Origin of the sequence: Mesorhizobium sp. M0771 (assembly GCF_040320155.1) — a bacterium.
In the GTDB taxonomy this organism is placed as follows: domain Bacteria; phylum Pseudomonadota; class Alphaproteobacteria; order Rhizobiales; family Rhizobiaceae; genus Mesorhizobium.
The window spans coordinates 84,442-98,174 of record NZ_JAMYPC010000022.1 but is presented as its reverse complement, the minus strand read 5'-3'; the positions used below and the strand labels follow the sequence as shown (position 1 = coordinate 98,174).

Annotated in this window: 18 protein-coding genes and 1 pseudogene; 3 read left to right on the top strand and 16 right to left on the bottom strand. The window is 59.7% G+C overall.

The annotated features are described in order from the left end of the window. From NKI05_RS27090 to NKI05_RS27075, 4 genes are all read right to left on the bottom strand, one after another. Window positions 1–1,007: acetyl-CoA C-acetyltransferase (locus tag NKI05_RS27090; RefSeq protein ID WP_352793612.1), on the bottom strand; the 1,007-nt coding region annotated here is incomplete at its 3' end. A gap of 61 nt (window positions 1,008–1,068) precedes the next feature. Then, window positions 1,069–1,698: a 3-oxoacid CoA-transferase subunit B gene (locus NKI05_RS27085; protein ID WP_352461220.1), complete on the bottom strand. Its 630-nt coding sequence runs from the start codon at window positions 1,696–1,698 to the stop codon at window positions 1,069–1,071. A 15-nt stretch (window positions 1,699–1,713) separates the two neighbouring features. After that, window positions 1,714–2,412 (bottom strand): CoA transferase subunit A, encoded by a 699-nt coding sequence (locus NKI05_RS27080; protein ID WP_352793609.1) that lies wholly within the window; start codon window positions 2,410–2,412, stop codon window positions 1,714–1,716. 431 nt (window positions 2,413–2,843) lie between these two features. Further along, window positions 2,844–3,803, bottom strand: coding sequence for a beta-keto acid cleavage family enzyme (locus tag NKI05_RS27075; RefSeq protein ID WP_352793607.1), 960 nt, complete (start codon window positions 3,801–3,803; stop codon window positions 2,844–2,846). A gap of 499 nt (window positions 3,804–4,302) precedes the next feature. On the opposite strand from NKI05_RS27075, the gene NKI05_RS27070 reads away from it, so the two are divergent. Next, on the top strand, window positions 4,303–4,563 hold the full coding sequence (locus tag NKI05_RS27070; RefSeq protein ID WP_352793605.1) for a CoA transferase: 261 nt from the start codon (window positions 4,303–4,305) through the stop codon (window positions 4,561–4,563). Next, window positions 4,461–4,922, top strand: a pseudogene (locus tag NKI05_RS27065) (CoA transferase). The gene NKI05_RS27070 and the pseudogene NKI05_RS27065 overlap by 103 nt, the downstream one beginning before the upstream one ends. 115 nt (window positions 4,923–5,037) lie before the next feature. Here NKI05_RS27065 and NKI05_RS27060 read toward each other — a convergent pair. The 6 genes from NKI05_RS27060 to NKI05_RS27035 all read right to left on the bottom strand — a co-directional run bounded on the left by NKI05_RS27060 (window position 5,038) and on the right by NKI05_RS27035 (window position 6,907). Continuing rightward, on the bottom strand, window positions 5,038–5,418 hold the full coding sequence (locus NKI05_RS27060) for an exopolysaccharide production repressor protein (protein WP_352793603.1): 381 nt from the start codon (window positions 5,416–5,418) through the stop codon (window positions 5,038–5,040). Next, window positions 5,390–5,704: a ferredoxin III, nif-specific gene (gene fdxB / locus NKI05_RS27055; protein ID WP_352793600.1), complete on the bottom strand. Its 315-nt coding sequence runs from the start codon at window positions 5,702–5,704 to the stop codon at window positions 5,390–5,392. The genes NKI05_RS27060 and fdxB overlap by 29 nt, the downstream gene beginning before the upstream one ends. Then, window positions 5,701–5,835, bottom strand: a complete 135-nt coding sequence (locus NKI05_RS27050; protein ID WP_502898771.1) for a CCE_0567 family metalloprotein — start codon at window positions 5,833–5,835, stop codon at window positions 5,701–5,703. Before NKI05_RS27050 ends, fdxB begins: the two co-directional genes overlap by 4 nt. 90 nt (window positions 5,836–5,925) lie before the next feature. Further along, window positions 5,926–6,054, bottom strand: a complete 129-nt coding sequence (locus tag NKI05_RS27045) for a hypothetical protein (RefSeq protein ID WP_352793598.1) — start codon at window positions 6,052–6,054, stop codon at window positions 5,926–5,928. Beyond that, entirely contained in the window at window positions 6,000–6,170 is a 171-nt protein-coding gene (locus NKI05_RS27040) for a DUF269 domain-containing protein (protein ID WP_352793596.1), read from the bottom strand. The genes NKI05_RS27045 and NKI05_RS27040 overlap by 55 nt, the downstream gene beginning before the upstream one ends. Beyond that, entirely contained in the window at window positions 6,122–6,907 is a 786-nt protein-coding gene (locus NKI05_RS27035) for a TlpA disulfide reductase family protein (RefSeq protein WP_352793623.1), read from the bottom strand. The genes NKI05_RS27040 and NKI05_RS27035 overlap by 49 nt, the downstream gene beginning before the upstream one ends. Before the next feature lie 642 nt (window positions 6,908–7,549). On the opposite strand from NKI05_RS27035, the gene NKI05_RS27030 reads away from it, so the two are divergent. After that, window positions 7,550–7,723 carry a hypothetical protein gene (locus NKI05_RS27030; RefSeq protein ID WP_352793594.1) on the top strand — a complete coding sequence of 58 codons (174 nt, stop codon included), beginning with the start codon at window positions 7,550–7,552 and terminating at the stop codon, window positions 7,721–7,723. Window positions 7,724–7,996: 273 nt separating this feature from the next. On the opposite strand, the gene NKI05_RS27025 is transcribed toward NKI05_RS27030, so the two are convergent. From NKI05_RS27025 to nifE, 6 genes are all read right to left on the bottom strand, one after another. Next, window positions 7,997–8,452 (bottom strand): universal stress protein, encoded by a 456-nt coding sequence (locus tag NKI05_RS27025; protein WP_352793592.1) that lies wholly within the window; start codon window positions 8,450–8,452, stop codon window positions 7,997–7,999. Between the two features lie 552 nt (window positions 8,453–9,004). After that, the gene (locus NKI05_RS27020; protein WP_352793621.1) at window positions 9,005–9,838 is read right to left on the bottom strand and encodes a response regulator transcription factor; all 834 of its coding nucleotides are present in this window, start codon (window positions 9,836–9,838) and stop codon (window positions 9,005–9,007) included. Then, a complete protein-coding gene (locus NKI05_RS27015) occupies window positions 9,838–10,317 on the bottom strand; it encodes a NifX-associated nitrogen fixation protein (protein ID WP_352793590.1) in 480 nt (159 codons plus the stop codon). Before NKI05_RS27015 ends, NKI05_RS27020 begins: the two co-directional genes overlap by 1 nt. Before the next feature lie 17 nt (window positions 10,318–10,334). Then, window positions 10,335–10,832: a nitrogen fixation protein NifX gene (gene nifX, locus NKI05_RS27010; protein ID WP_352500674.1), complete on the bottom strand. Its 498-nt coding sequence runs from the start codon at window positions 10,830–10,832 to the stop codon at window positions 10,335–10,337. Then, window positions 10,798–12,180 (bottom strand): nitrogenase iron-molybdenum cofactor biosynthesis protein NifN, encoded by a 1,383-nt coding sequence (gene nifN, locus NKI05_RS27005; protein ID WP_352793587.1) that lies wholly within the window; start codon window positions 12,178–12,180, stop codon window positions 10,798–10,800. Before nifN ends, nifX begins: the two co-directional genes overlap by 35 nt. Window positions 12,181–12,188: 8 nt before the next feature. Beyond that, window positions 12,189–13,679 carry a nitrogenase iron-molybdenum cofactor biosynthesis protein NifE gene (gene nifE / locus NKI05_RS27000; protein WP_352793585.1) on the bottom strand — a complete coding sequence of 497 codons (1,491 nt, stop codon included), beginning with the start codon at window positions 13,677–13,679 and terminating at the stop codon, window positions 12,189–12,191. Window positions 13,680–13,733 lie beyond the last annotated feature (54 nt).

The window sequence follows — 13,733 nt, the reverse complement described above, 5'->3', positions numbered from 1 at the left end:
GTATCCCAGCCCATGCCCTTGTTGACGGCGCAGGCCTGCGCGGCGAAGGCTTCATTGGCCTCGACAAGGTCGAGGTCCTTGACCGACCAGCCGGCCTTCTCGAGCGCCCGCTTCGAGGCGGGAATAGGTCCGGTGCCCATGATCGCCGGATCGACGCCTGCCGTCGCCCAGGATGCGATGCGCACCAGCGGGGTGATGCCGCGCCTTGTGGCTTCGGCCTCGCTCATCAGCAGCGCGCCGGCGGCGCCGTCATTGATGCCCGACGCGTTGGCGGCGGTCACGGTGCCGTCCTTGTCGAAAGCCGGCTTCAGCTTGGACATGGCGTCGATGGTGGCGCCGTGGCGGATGTACTCGTCCTGGTCGACGACAGTGTCGCCTTTCCTGGCCTTGATGGTGAAGGCGACGATCTCGTCCTTGAACTTGCCGGCCTTCTGCGCGGCCTCGGCCTTGTTTTGCGAGGCAAGCGCAAACTGGTCCTGGTCGTCGCGGGTGATCTGGAACTGGCGGGCGACGTTCTCGGCGGTGTTGCCCATGTGGTAGCCGTTGAAGGCGTCCCACAACCCATCCTTGATCATGGTATCGATCATCTTGTAGTCGCCCATCTTGACGCCGGCGCGCAGGTGCTCGGCGTGAGGCGACAGCGACATCGATTCCTGGCCGCCGGCGATGATCACAGTGGCGTCGCCAGCAGCGATCTGCTGCATGCCGAGCGCTATGGCGCGCAGGCCAGAGCCGCAAACCTGGTTGAGGCCCCAGGCGGTCGTCTCCTTGGGCAGGCCGGCATTGATCGACGCCTGGCGGGCGGGGTTCTGGCCCTGCGCGGCGGTCAGCACCTGGCCGAGAATGACCTCGTCGACTTCGCCCGGCTCGACGCCGGCGCGCGCCAAAAGCTCCCTGATGACGACGGCGCCAAGTTCATGCGCCGGGGTGGCGGCGAAGGCGCCGTTGAAAGAGCCGACAGCCGTGCGTGCGGCGCTGGCAACGACGATGGATGAAGTGCTGGTCATGATCGTTCCTTCGCTGGTTCAAATCGCAGAGGTTGGGCATGCCCGCCGGAGTGCCCCCTGGTCAGTTGACGATCGCTGCTTCGGTGGCGCTGCGGAACTCGTCGTCAGTGACGCCGTCGGCAAGCTCCACCAGCTTCAATCCGCCTTCCACGACATCGAGCACGCCAAGATTGGTGATGATACGGTCGACGACACCCTGGCCAGTGAGCGGCAGCGTACAGGCCTTCAGCACCTTCGATTCCCCGGCTTTGTTGGTGTGATCCATGACGACCACCACCCGCTTCACGCCGGCAACGAGGTCCATGGCGCCGCCCATGCCCTTGACCAGCTTGCCGGGGATCATCCAGTTGGCGAGATCGCCGTTCTCCGATACTTCCATGGCGCCAAGGATCGCCATCGCGATCTTGCCGCCGCGGATCATGGCAAAGCTTTGCGCGGAGTCGAAGAAGGCCGAATGCGGCAGCGCCGTCACCGTCTGCTTGCCGGCATTGATGAGGTCAGCGTCGATCTCGTCCTCGGTCGGGAAGGGACCGATGCCGAGCAGTCCGTTCTCCGACTGCAGCGTCACATGCACGCCCTCGGGAATATGGTTGGCGACAAGTGTGGGAATGCCGATGCCAAGATTGACGTATGTGCCGTCTTCAAGCTCGCGCGCGCCGCGCGCCGCCATCTGGTTCCTGTCCCAAGCCATTTGTCTCTCCGTCCTTCAAGCCGCCGCGCGCGTGGTGCGCTGCTCAATGCGTTTCTCGTGTTTGCCTTGGATTAGGCGATCGACGTAGATCCCCGGCAGGTGGATTTGATCGGGCTCGAGGCTGCCGATCTGAACGATCTCTTCCACCTCTGCCACGCAGATCTTGCCGCAAGTGGCCGCGGGCGGGTTGAAGTTCCGCGCTGTTTTGCGGAAAACGAGATTGCCTGACGTGTCCGCTTTCCAGGCTTTGACGATCGATAGGTCTGCGACGATGCCCCTTTCAAGCACATAGGTCTCGCCGTTGAAGCTCTTGTGCTCCTTGCCTTCAGCGACCACAGTGCCTACGCCCGTCTTGGTATAGAAGCCGGCGATGCCAGCACCGCCGGCGCGCATGCGCTCGGCCAGCGTCCCCTGTGGGTTGAACTCCAGCTCCAACTCGCCGCTTAGGTATTGTCGCATGAATTCAGCGTTCTCGCCGACGTAGGACGAGATCATCTTCTTGATCTGCTTCGTCTTCAGTAGCACGCCGAGACCGAAGTCATCGATGCCGCAATTGTTCGAGGCGATCGTCAGCTCTTTGGTGCCAGTCTCGCGGATGGCATCGATCAACAGTTCCGGAATACCGCAGAGGCCGAAACCGCCCGCGGCAATGAACATTCCATCGAATAACAGATCCTCCACTGCCGAACCAGCGTTCAAATAGATCTTGCTCATATCAGTTCCTTGTTTTGGCAAGACACGTTGAAAAAAGCGCTTCGTCCAGTCACATCATCTACGTTCATCGTTTTCAGGCGCGGATATTCACCTGAATACACGTGGAGAACAGTTAAGCGCTTAAGAGATGAGGCGAGTAACAAGTGTTATTCCCCCGGTTGAAACTTTATGCCGTTCGATGAACCGAATGCTGGCGCGGCGAAGGCAGCACGGTTCATCGGTAGACGGCTTCATATCGAAATCACCCTAGGGGCCGTGAAACAACTGCGAGTGGTCGGGCACGGCTGCGCGCTGCGCCTGTCGTCCGCCCCGATCGAAAGCACGATGGTCGCTAGCAAGGATACGCACCTGAGTTCTGCCTTCCTCCCTAAGCGCCACCATGACGCGAAACAGCCATACTAGCGACGCGAGCCGAGGGGGCATTCACCACATCAGTTCACCTTCGTTACTCTGAAGTCTGTCACCGGCCTAGCAGCGGTCGGCCACTTGGCACGCAGCCCAAGGATATCTCGCGCTTCTTTAGGTGTCGCAGGCTCATGCCCCAGAATATTGATTAGCTGCCGAGCTCGCTCCACAAGCTGCCCGTTAGTGGCGAAAACGCCTCGTCGTAGATATAGATTATCTTCAAGACCGACGCGAATGTTACCCCCAAGCAAGACTGACTGCGCTGCGATCGGGTACTGGTTGCGCCCCGTCCCGAGCGCACCCCAATGAGCCTGCTCCGGCAATAAGCCTTTCATGTAAGCAACTGTGTCGGGCGTCGCCGGTGCATTCCACTTCACGCCTAGGACAAACTGAAATATCGGGTCTTCGGTGATTAAGCCTTCAGCGATCAACTGGTGCGCAAAGCCGATATCGCCAGCCTCAAATACCTCAATTTCTGGCTTAACGCAGAGCTCCTTGAAGCGCTTCGCCATCGCCCGTAGCGTCCGCGGCGTATTTAGGTAAACGTACTCATCGCCGCCATCGCCCTGATTTGATGTCGTAACATCGAGACTCGCAATGTCCGGCCGACACTCTTCAATATGCGCATATCGAATTTCGGGTGGCGCCACCGTTGTTCCAACTGCCGCGCGCGATTCATCTTCAGGGTCGGGCACAAACCGGGCATTTCCGCCGCAGGTCAGGTTTAAAATGACATCGTCTGCCGACTGGCGGATCCTATCAGAAACCTCCTTGAATAGATCAATATCGTAAGAGGCGGCGCCGGTCGCGGGATCGCGCACATGAACATGGACTATCGCTGCGCCAGCGCGTGCGGCTTCAATGGCTGAGTCGGCGATTTCCTTGGGGGTAATCGGAAAATTTGGGTGATCGCGATTGTATTTTGATCCACCCGTGACCGCGCAGGTGATTATGATCTTGCGAGTGCCGAATGGCGTCATTGGCATAAAATTAGCCCCGTGTTGCTGACGCCCGACAGTAAGTCCGAATTGCGGAACAGCGCCACCGCTGTTGAGTTATGACATTCAACTACTCGTTATGCTGGCAGGGGGCATAAGAAGATTAGTCAACCCTGGAGCGGCCTACTGTTATGCGCAAGGGAGGCCGGCCCGCCTCCGGAACCTTGCTGAAAACACACCTAAGGGCGACCACCCCTGCAACCACCGCCAGATCGCGCTCAGACCCCCGGACAGAGGTGCTACGGGGCATCGAAACCCGACCAGAACCGCCCTCGAAGGAGGATTTGGTGAATATGCCCGGCTAAAGGGAGCCTGCATAACGGATCGTCGGTAGTCAGACAAACTCCCATAAAGGTACATATTGCTCACAGCCCTTCATCAAGAGACTGATGAAAGATCGGCAGGCGAACGGCGCTCGCCCAACTCTACTAAGGAGTGTTTATACGCATGAGCTTTTACAAGCATGAGCTAAAGGGTATTTGAAGGGATGAAGTTATTGGATTTCAAAAACAATGTAGCCGGACCGGGAGCGGGTGCTTTGCTTTCTGGCTACGGTGCAGAGGTAATCAAAATTGAAAGACCGATATTTGGCGACGATACAAGAACCTGGAGATCCCGCGAGTTCGATAGCACTGGCCGACCCGGATGGACTCGCGGTCATCAAAAAGTTGGCGGCCATGCCGATGTCGTCCTTCAGGCATTGACGCCCGAGTTACGCAGAGATTCGGTTTGGACTATGAATCCGTAGCTGAAGTCAAACTCAGCGTTGTTTATTGCTCTATCTCTGCGTACGGGCAGACGGGTCCTGCGTAAGCATACACCGGTTTGATGGAAATGACCGGTCAACCTGATGGCCTCCCTACCAGAGTCGATATTTCGATACTCCACCAGTTTACTGGCGTTAACGCGTTTGGATCCACATCCGCCGCTCTTTGCCATCGCGAAAAGACAGGGGCAGGCCAGCATATCGATGTCTCACTTGTGGGCACTGCATTCAGCATGATTAATATGTTTGAGGAAGTTGCCGAAGCAACTGCTTTGGGTATCATTGTGAACGCAAAAAGAGTCCCTCGATTTACTGTTTCTCCCGGCGCCGGGACATGCTGAGGGAAGGGAAACCAATATTGTGAGATCGCCGCCAATAATGAAAGGCTCTGGCTATTGCTTCCACGCTATGGAGCGTTTGGACCTAATCACCGACCTCTGACCTTCTCACGGCGCCTCAAGGCAGCAGCAGTGATATGGCCAGCATTTGATCGCGCTGGAGCAAATCTGAGGATTCATTCGTCACCTCATCAAGGTGTGGCGGCGCGGGTCCAGCTTCCTTGCTACTGTCGAGATACTCAGCCCTTTGGCCAGCTCGGCTGGCCCAGTCAGACCGCCAGATCAGAAAGAGCACACTTGCGAAATACGCCAGCTGAAAGAGCAAGGAACAAGCCAGCGTCGTGACGACTACTGTGCCGATGGAATGAGAAGCGAAGTAGACGGTCAGAGCGGTGCTGCACAGGACCAGCCCAAGGGCGCGACAAAATATTCTAAAGGGCAACGCCGTTCTCCTTGTTTGTCTCCTCAGATCAGGCTGCGAGCTGGTCGGCCGCAACATGGGTCTGGCATTTCTTCGGGCAGACGCGGCCGCAGGCTCCGCAGCCGATGCAGCGGCCGGCATGGTTGACGACCATGATCATGCGATTGAGCTCGCCATCGAAATCGTCCTCACCGTCGCAGGCGCCGAGGATTTCACCCGCGTCATCGACGCCGTAAAGCTGCATGACCTCGCGCGAGCAGACTTTGAAACAGCGGCCGCAGCCGATGCAGGTCCTGCCGTCTATAGCGGTGAGATATTCCGGCATCCATCCGGAGCCGTCGCGGGTGGTGAATGTGCTCGTCATCGTAACTTCTTCATTGCAGCGAGCTTTCTCTTGGCACCATCCAACTCGGCAAAAACGGCCAATGTTTCGTCGGCAACTTCCTCCATGTCCGTCCATTTTCCCGGCAATTCTGCAAGGTCGCGCAATTTCATCTTGGCAACTGCCGCGCGCAGCTGAAGCCTGCGGAATTTCTTCCCATCTCATCTAGCTTTGACATAGATCCTTCCTCGAAATCGGTTTCTTCACGCCCGTGCCACGTCGGGATAGGCTTCGATGGCTGCAGTCGCATCGTCGACCAGTTCCGTACCGGCCTGCGCTAGCTTCTGAAGGTCTCGAAGCCGAACCGATGAACGTCTCGACAGAACGACCAAACGCCCGGCCGTGAAAAGCACGCGCCCGACGCCTTCACAGGTTTCATCTCAATCATTGGCGGTGTCATCAGGCCGGAGCGCTCCTCGATGGCAAGCTCCTCGGCGGTGTAAAACATGTCGAGCGTCCAGAGCACGTCCGGATCGGGACCTCCGATGAGATCGCACGGCGCTGCTTTTGGACGCGTACTTCGGGACACTTGCGCAGCCGACGCCCGGCTCTAGGCGGCCGATTCCCCGCAATTGATGTGCTTCGGGCCGACCTTGAACACGTCCACGACTGAGACGTCTTCCACGCGAATTCGCGTTGAACATCACTTCCGCCGCAATGCGACCGGAGCCATGAAGATTTGAGCTCGATCCTGCTGCAGACGATCGACGAAGTGCTGCATGGACCCTCCTTGCCGCGGTCACGCCAGGGAAATGGACAAATTGGCCAGTGCCATTTCGACCAATTACCGTTTTTTATCTTTCCTCCTCGGCCGACCGCGCTTTGGCACCTTCGGGAAATTGTTTTGCGCAGCCGCAAAGAGAGCGCCGCAACAAGCCTTCGCACCCCTGTACTTGGCGAGGGCCTGCAGCAAATCCGGCAGATGCTGCTCTTTGACCACACGTCCAACTTGGTCCGGGCCTCGACCCCCGTTGGAGCGTCTTCATCAGCCGCGATCCCGACGACCTCAAGTCCGCTGTCCTGGTATTTCTCCTGTAGCTGCTTCAGCTCGAGCATCTCCGCCGCACAAAGTTCGCACCAAGTTGCCCAAAATTCGACGATATAGACTTTGCCGGGCTGGAAGTCCGCAAGGAGCCCGTCACGCAGCCAGTCCTCCACTTTGATCGAAGGAGCCGGTGACCCCATCCGCAACATCATCTTGCCCTCCAAAGCTGTTGCCAAAGGTTGCGTGATTTTATGGGCAAGCTTGTTCCCCTTTGAGACGTGGCACGAGGGTTCAACGAAAGGAGAGCATCGCTCGTCTTGCGCATCTGCGTGCATTCAGCCTTCACTCAGTGTTGCTGAAACTCAATTCGCAAAGGCCGTGCCAACGCGCTCGGCGTGCAGTAATGCTGATTATACCTAAAAGCTTCCGGGGGCTCAGATAGCCGGTTGTATTAGTCGCGACATGTTTCCTGCCATTGTCAGGTCTTGGACACGCATCACCCGCTTCACGTCGGCACAGAAGCGTGGCCACGGACGTCTCGACATATAGGGACGAACAGATGGACATCATGACCGCGTTGGCTAGCGCCAGCCAGTCATCATCGTCTGCCTCAAGCCTTGCTTGAGCTTCTTGCCGTTCCGGTCGCTCAGCGGAACGCCATTGCAATTGCAGGGATCGCTCCCTCCGAGCATCGCCTCTGCCCTGGTGCGAATGTGAGCGTTGTCGGAATTTGACCAGCCTCAAGGCCGCTCCGTCGCCACGCGGTGGGCCGGGCAGACTAAAACGCTGAAGATGCGGCCGCCCTCGCCGCTGACCCGGCTACCATCCCAGGGCGATGACACGTGATTGATGCCACCGTTCGCGCGCCGACGGCCGGCAAGAGCTCGACCGTCGGACTCGAAGGTCGGTGCCTTGAACGCCGCACGGTCGTTGCCTTGTTCCGTTCCCGGCCAGTGGTGAAGGAAATCGTGAACGATACGTTGAGTCTACGGTACGAACGCGGCCTGCCGCGCTGAAACGGCTCTTTTTCTCGACCTGACGCGGCTTAAGTATCGGTGTTTTGAGCGCATGAGGACGCCTGGGCTTCTGCCCGACCGTTTGTTTGTGCGCTACGGCTTGTCTAGGCGAGCAGACACCGAGCGCGTAGAGGCGTCCGGGAATGTTCTTCGCGATGGCGTCTGGAAGTTGCTCGTGAGCTTCCCGAAACCTGCGCGTTCCCGCCACCTTTTCCGACTTCGCATCAGGCCAGGTGAGTAGCACGAAAAGCAACGGTGCCGCCTCAGAACCAGTCAGAGAGCCAAAAACAGCGGTAATGGCGGCTTGCCAACTATCCATCTCGCGACACCGCCGAAGAGCCGCTCACGCAGCCGGCGATTGCCATAAGCGCCGTGACTATCATGTCGGCAGACGTCGACTGCGTGCTGCGCGAGCACCGTGGCTGCCGATTTTCCGGCGCTCGCCAGCAGGTCAACCGACACCCGAGCACCGTGACGTGTGAGATAGGCAGCGATATCAGCTCCCGGCTCGGTTCCATTTCCGGTGCAGGTCGCCTCCGGATCCACTAGGGCGACACGAACTTCCTCAGCACCGGCTAGCAGATGCAGCGCTTCCCGAATCGGACGGGACGCCTCGACTCGCGAATCCGAGCCGACCAGCACGCGCCGTGGAGACAGAGTCGCCTCAGCGCCCGCCGGCACGACAAGCACCGGCTTTCCGGTGTCGAACAGGGCTGCCGTTGATAACAAGAGTTAATGTCGTTGAGAAATGCGCGGCCGACGATTGTCAGATCGTTGCAGAGCGCCCGCTGTCGCACCGCTGGCCTGATCGCAGTTCGCAATATCGACATCATAGCACCGCCACGTTGGCTTTCAGCAGTTTGTGAATTTCCCTGGATCTTTTTTCCGAACTGCCCGTGTCCTGTGAAATCTCGTGTCTGTGCCGTTGTTCCAGTGCGGCAATGGCGTGCGCGTGTCCAGGCCACTCGGGGATGCCACCGCCCAGCGGCCGAGGCGAGCATCACGAGCGGCAGAGGCGACATCACCAGTACGGAAAGATACGCGCCGACTTCGGCACACAAGCTGGCAGCTGTCCTGACATCCTGATCGGAGTGGTCAACTCCCGTCACACTGAGTACGCTTTTGAAGGCCATCTGACTGCTTCTTTCTAAGTATGTCGTATCTGTAGGCGCGTTTCGAAGCCGCAAGACTTGCCCTCGGCAAGACGGAGATGGGGGTGGCACTACATCAGTTCTCTGTTCAGCCGTCCGGCCACTCGAGCGAGTGGCAGCGCACCGATGCCTATTCACCGTCAGCTTCAGGCTCAACGTCCGCCTCCTCCAGCGAGTAGCCGTCGGACCTGACGGTTCGAATGACGCTCCCGGCCGACGTCCTCTCCAGCTCCTTTCTGATCCGGCTGATATGGACATCGACAGTGCGTTCACCGACATGGATCTTTTCCCCCCAAGCTGCGTTCTTTAACTCGACTCGGGTGAACACCATGCCGGGAGTCTCGAGCAAATGCCGCAGCAGCTTGAACTGGATCGGTCCAAGGTGGATGTCGTGGCCGTTACCATGAACTCGGCGGGCATCGACATTCATCTCTAGCCTGCCACAGCGGAGCCAGCTGCCGTTTTCGATCCCGTTTGAACCCGGCTTTGGCAGCGCCAGCTTCGTGCGTAGACAGTCGAGCAGCATCGCCGGCGCGAAGGGCCGCAGAAAACTCTCGTCAATACCTGCCTTCAAGAGATCGAGGTGCTGGTTTTCGGCGCCGGGCGCGATCAGCGCAATAACCAGTAGGCCTCTGTTCCGGAACTCCGCCTTGAGGTGGGCACAGATGGTGGACCCTGTCGAGCTTGCCGGCTGGCAGTCCAGCACCACGGCCTGCGGCTCCCGTACACTGGCTAATGCCAGCGCTTCTTCCACGCTTCTGGCCAGTTCGATCCTGAAGCCATCCACCCCCAGAATGTGGCTGTAGTACAGATACAACTCCGCATCTTGCGAACAGATCAGGACCAGTGGCTTCATCAGCGCTACCCCAGGAACCAAATCGGCCTCGACCGCCTCGACTGAGAGGGGTGGCGATCGCATGTCCTCGAGCCTGACATGATCCCCTTGATCGAAAATCGGCTCCATCACGCCCGCGCCACCTCGGGATAAGCCTCAATGGCTGCGGTGGCATCGCCGGCCAGTTGGGTACCGGCCGCAGCGAGTTTCCAGAACGTCTCGAAGCCGAACCGATGGACGTCGCGCAGGGTCTTGGACAGAACGACCAGTCGCCCGGCCGTGAAGAGCACGCGCCCGAAGCCCTCGTGGCTTATCTCCATCATCGGCGATGCCATCAGGCCGGAGCGTTCCTCAATCGCAAGCCCGACGGCGGTGTAGAACTTATCGAGCCTCCACAGCACGTCCGGATCGGGATCGCCGATGATTGGAATTGCACGGCGCTGTTCCCTGGTGATGATGAAGTCGCCCAGCAGCTCGGCGTCCGACTTGCCTTCCCATGACCCGTGGGAATCATTGGCACGGATCAGCCGCACGAGGCATTTGACGAACGGGGTGGCAAGGGCCGCCTCGTCCTCGGTGGCGGCAGCGTCAACAGCGGCTTCAAACATTTGGCCCACTCCTCATTTCAGCTTTCGTCCTCGAAGGAGGGTTTCTGTTCAGCGACACCTGCCTGCGCCAGCACCTTGCGCAGCCAAGGGGGAGGACACGTCCTGAGCATCATCTGCGTGCGCAACAACACCTCTTGGATGGTCTGGGGCTGCGGCACTTTGATCGGATGGATCTTTGCGGAAACAAGTTTGGCTGCCGAAGGTCCGCCGATCGCCAGACAAAACAGCAAATGGCAGCCCTTTAGCGCCTCCACCTTCGGGGTGATGCGGTCATCGCCCTCGGTTCGGTGCTTCCCGCTCTCGTCGGAAACGTCGTCAAAGGCCACGGCTTCCACGAGATTCCACTCCTCGCGCATAACGTCGTAGACAGCAAAGCGCCTGGCCGATCCGAAATGGGCGTTGAGGTTCTTCATGTCCTGCGTGGCGATCGCCACGCGCAATGCGCCCGCTTGGCGTTCCGGCGTCGGTACGTGAACCTCGTCAGTGACGAGCGAGAGGCGACGGACGGAGCTCATCTGGCATTTCTCGCTTACGGAGTGGATCAAGCGCCTCAGGCGTCGGCGCTCGCCCGTTGGCTTCGAAAATGTTGGCAACCTCGAAGATCAGGTCGCGGGTCCCCTGGTAGAGGACGGTGAGCTTGTGCTGGGCCCCGAGCCGGTCGAAGATCGGGAAGCCGACCCGCATGAGCGGAATGCCGAGGCGCTGCGCCGCCTGGCGGCCGTGGGAATGAGTAACGAGAAGATCAGCGCCGGCGCCAAGCGCTTCCAAATCGCCGAGATCGCCGATTTGAACCGACTGCGCCGGCACTTCCTCCAGAATTTTCGACATAGCGGCCGTTGTGACCGCCGCCGCGATTTCGGAGCCCATGCCGATGAAGAAGCTCGCGAGTTGGTAGAGTTGGTCTGGTTCAGCAGCGATCGCAATTTTCTTGCCTCCAAAGTGGAAATGTCCGTCGAGCAACGCGTCCTGCAACTGCGCCCGCCGACGGCGCACCTCAGCCGGCGCCGCCTCGCCCGAAACTGCGGACAGCAGCGAAACGAACCGGTCGGCGTCCCTCAATCCGGTCAGCGACCGGAACAGCACGTAAGGCACGCCGGTCAACCTCTGCAGCAGCTCGGCCGGGCGGCGCATATGCTCACCGATGACGATACATTGCTCGGCCGTGCCTAGCTCGCGGATATCCTCGACGCTGGTGCCGCCATTGGTGGTCGTGACCCAGCGGTCGGGCACCGTACCGTCGAGCGAGCCGGAGATGTCCGGCAGAATCACCGGCTTCAGTCCAAAGCTTTCAACCATCTCACGTAAATGCTCGGTGTCAGCCACAGTGAGGTTCCAGCCAGGCAGGATCACGATTTTCTTCGACTGCCGCGCTTGCTCGCCGGGCCGTGTAATCCCTTCGATCATCGCGGTGACAGCTTTGGCCCAGCCCTCTTCGATCGCACCATCGAAATCTGGCGTGTTGGCCAGCACCACCTCCGTACCCGCGAGTTCTTTGGTCCGCTTCAGCCTGATATTGGCGATATCTCCTGCGCAGTCTTCGCCCCGGGTTTCCACCAACGCGGTCGTGCAAACCCCGATCAGCGTTGGCTTTGTGCGGGCCTTGAGGTTGAGGATCGCCTCTTCCAGATGGTCTGCCCCGCCGAGGATCGTTGCCACCTCGTCCATCGCGGTTGTCTGCAAGGGAATGGCTTCCTTGAAATGTCGCACGAAGAGCACGAGCGCGAAGCTGGTGCAACCCTGGCTGCCGTGGAACAAGGGCATCGCGCCGTCGACGCCAAGAAAGGCCAAGGCGGCACCCAATGGCTGCGATAACTTCAGCGGATTGACCGCCGCCGCTTTGGTCTGGGGAAGGATGCGGCCCATTGGCTTCCTCAACACTCGCCGAAATCAGCGGCCGTCGTGCCGGAGAATTCCTGGACAGCATGCAAGGTCACGGTCTCGCTTTTCGTGCGCGGCAGTTCCTCCCTCACCGCAGGCTGGCAATCCCATGGTGCCGGCTCGCGTACCTGGCACCAGATGGGGTTATGAATGGCCAGGTCGATCTGGCGTACGAGTTCCACCATGCCGTCATAGCCGGCGTAAGGATGTTGGCGCTCCTGGTTGATATCGAGCCAGGGCGTCTTGGCCTTCAGAGCGACGAATTGCGTGCGCCCGCCTGATAGCAGGATATCGGCCTTGTGTTCGGAGAGCATGGCGTAAAGCTCGCGCGCTGCCATCTGCTCGAATATATGGTTGTCGTCCTTGAGGATCTGCTTGATCCGCTCTTTGTCTTCGACGGTCGACTTCTTGACAGAGGTGCCGACGATCTCGATCCCGATCTCCATCAGCGCATGGACGACCGACCAGGACTTCACGCCGCCGGTGTTGAGCAGCACGCGCTTGCCTTCGAGCCTCGGCCGGTAGGCCGCTAGGTTCTTCCAGGCGATCGCCTCTTCCTCTGCAATCAATACCTCGGTGCGGCCGAGGATCTCCGGATCGGCACCCTGCTTCACCAGCAGCTCAGAGATCTGTCGGAGCGCTTCCGAGGTGTCGGTGATCCCGTAGAAGGAGCCCTCGAAAAACGGGATGTCCCAGCGCTCGTCCATCTTGCGTGCCAGATTGATGAGCGCGGTCGAGCACACCATCATAGCCGCCCGGGCGCGGTGCGCGCCGGCAACATCGACGTAACGGGCGTCACCCGGAATGCAGGCGCGCACCCGGATCCCGAGCCGATCCAGCAGCGGCTTCACCAGCCAGAATTCGCCCGAGAGGTTGAATTCGCCAAGAATGTTGATGTCGTAAGGGCCGGCATCGTCGGGCTCGACCGTGCCGATGACATGCTCGAGCAACGCCTCGCCGGCAAGCTTGTTGCCGAGATTCTTGGAGCCGACGAAGCCCGGCGCATTGACCGGTACAACGGCCAAGCCGAACTTTTCCGCCGCGCGCTTGCAGACGGCGTCGATGTCGTCGCCGATCAGCGCCGTCACGCAGGTCGGATAGACGAAGATCGCCGGCGGCCCATACGCTTCCTTGATCTCGCGGATCGCTTTGAAGAGCTTCCGCTCGCCCTGCCCCATGACAACATCGAGTTCGGTGAGGTCGGTCGTGAAGCTCGTGCGCCACAGCGTTGGCCCGGACGAAGCCGCACCGCGGTTGTCCCAGGAATTGCCCTCGCAGGCGAGCGGCCCATGGACCAGGTGTGCGACGTCTGTGATCGGCTGCAGCACGATCTTGGCGCCATCGAAGGCACAGCCGCCGGCCGCCGCCCCGGGGATCAGTGGCTTCGAACAGCCCTCCTTGCGCGCCTTGGCATCCTTGCCGCGGTTCTTTTCGCAGCCAGGCTCGTTGAAGACATCCTGGATTTTGGCTCTGAGCAAGGACATTGCGTCGGTCTCCAAAGTCCCTCGGGAAGACGACCGGCCAAAGCCGACCGTCAA

What these genes read in the sequence shown, in the direction of transcription:
- NKI05_RS27085 (WP_352461220.1), bottom strand. Translation starts at nt 1,698, where the DNA reads ATGGCTTGGGACAGGAACCAGATGGCGGCGCGCGGCGCGCGCGAGCTT.
- NKI05_RS27080 (WP_352793609.1), bottom strand. Translation starts at nt 2,412, where the DNA reads ATGAGCAAGATCTATTTGAACGCTGGTTCGGCAGTGGAGGATCTGTTA.
- NKI05_RS27075 (WP_352793607.1), bottom strand. Translation starts at nt 3,803, where the DNA reads ATGCCAATGACGCCATTCGGCACTCGCAAGATCATAATCACCTGCGCG.
- NKI05_RS27070 (WP_352793605.1), top strand. Translation starts at nt 4,303, where the DNA reads ATGAAGTTATTGGATTTCAAAAACAATGTAGCCGGACCGGGAGCGGGT.
- NKI05_RS27060 (WP_352793603.1), bottom strand. Translation starts at nt 5,418, where the DNA reads ATGTTGCGGCCGACCAGCTCGCAGCCTGATCTGAGGAGACAAACAAGG.
- fdxB (WP_352793600.1), bottom strand. Translation starts at nt 5,704, where the DNA reads ATGACGAGCACATTCACCACCCGCGACGGCTCCGGATGGATGCCGGAA.
- NKI05_RS27050 (WP_502898771.1), bottom strand. Translation starts at nt 5,835, where the DNA reads ATGAAATTGCGCGACCTTGCAGAATTGCCGGGAAAATGGACGGACATG.
- NKI05_RS27040 (WP_352793596.1), bottom strand. Translation starts at nt 6,170, where the DNA reads ATGTTTTACACCGCCGAGGAGCTTGCCATCGAGGAGCGCTCCGGCCTG.
- NKI05_RS27035 (WP_352793623.1), bottom strand. Translation starts at nt 6,907, where the DNA reads ATGGGGTCACCGGCTCCTTCGATCAAAGTGGAGGACTGGCTGCGTGAC.
- NKI05_RS27020 (WP_352793621.1), bottom strand. Translation starts at nt 9,838, where the DNA reads ATGGAGCCGATTTTCGATCAAGGGGATCATGTCAGGCTCGAGGACATG.
- NKI05_RS27015 (WP_352793590.1), bottom strand. Translation starts at nt 10,317, where the DNA reads ATGTTTGAAGCCGCTGTTGACGCTGCCGCCACCGAGGACGAGGCGGCC.
- nifX (WP_352500674.1), bottom strand. Translation starts at nt 10,832, where the DNA reads ATGAGCTCCGTCCGTCGCCTCTCGCTCGTCACTGACGAGGTTCACGTA.
- nifN (WP_352793587.1), bottom strand. Translation starts at nt 12,180, where the DNA reads ATGGGCCGCATCCTTCCCCAGACCAAAGCGGCGGCGGTCAATCCGCTG.
- nifE (WP_352793585.1), bottom strand. Translation starts at nt 13,679, where the DNA reads ATGTCCTTGCTCAGAGCCAAAATCCAGGATGTCTTCAACGAGCCTGGC.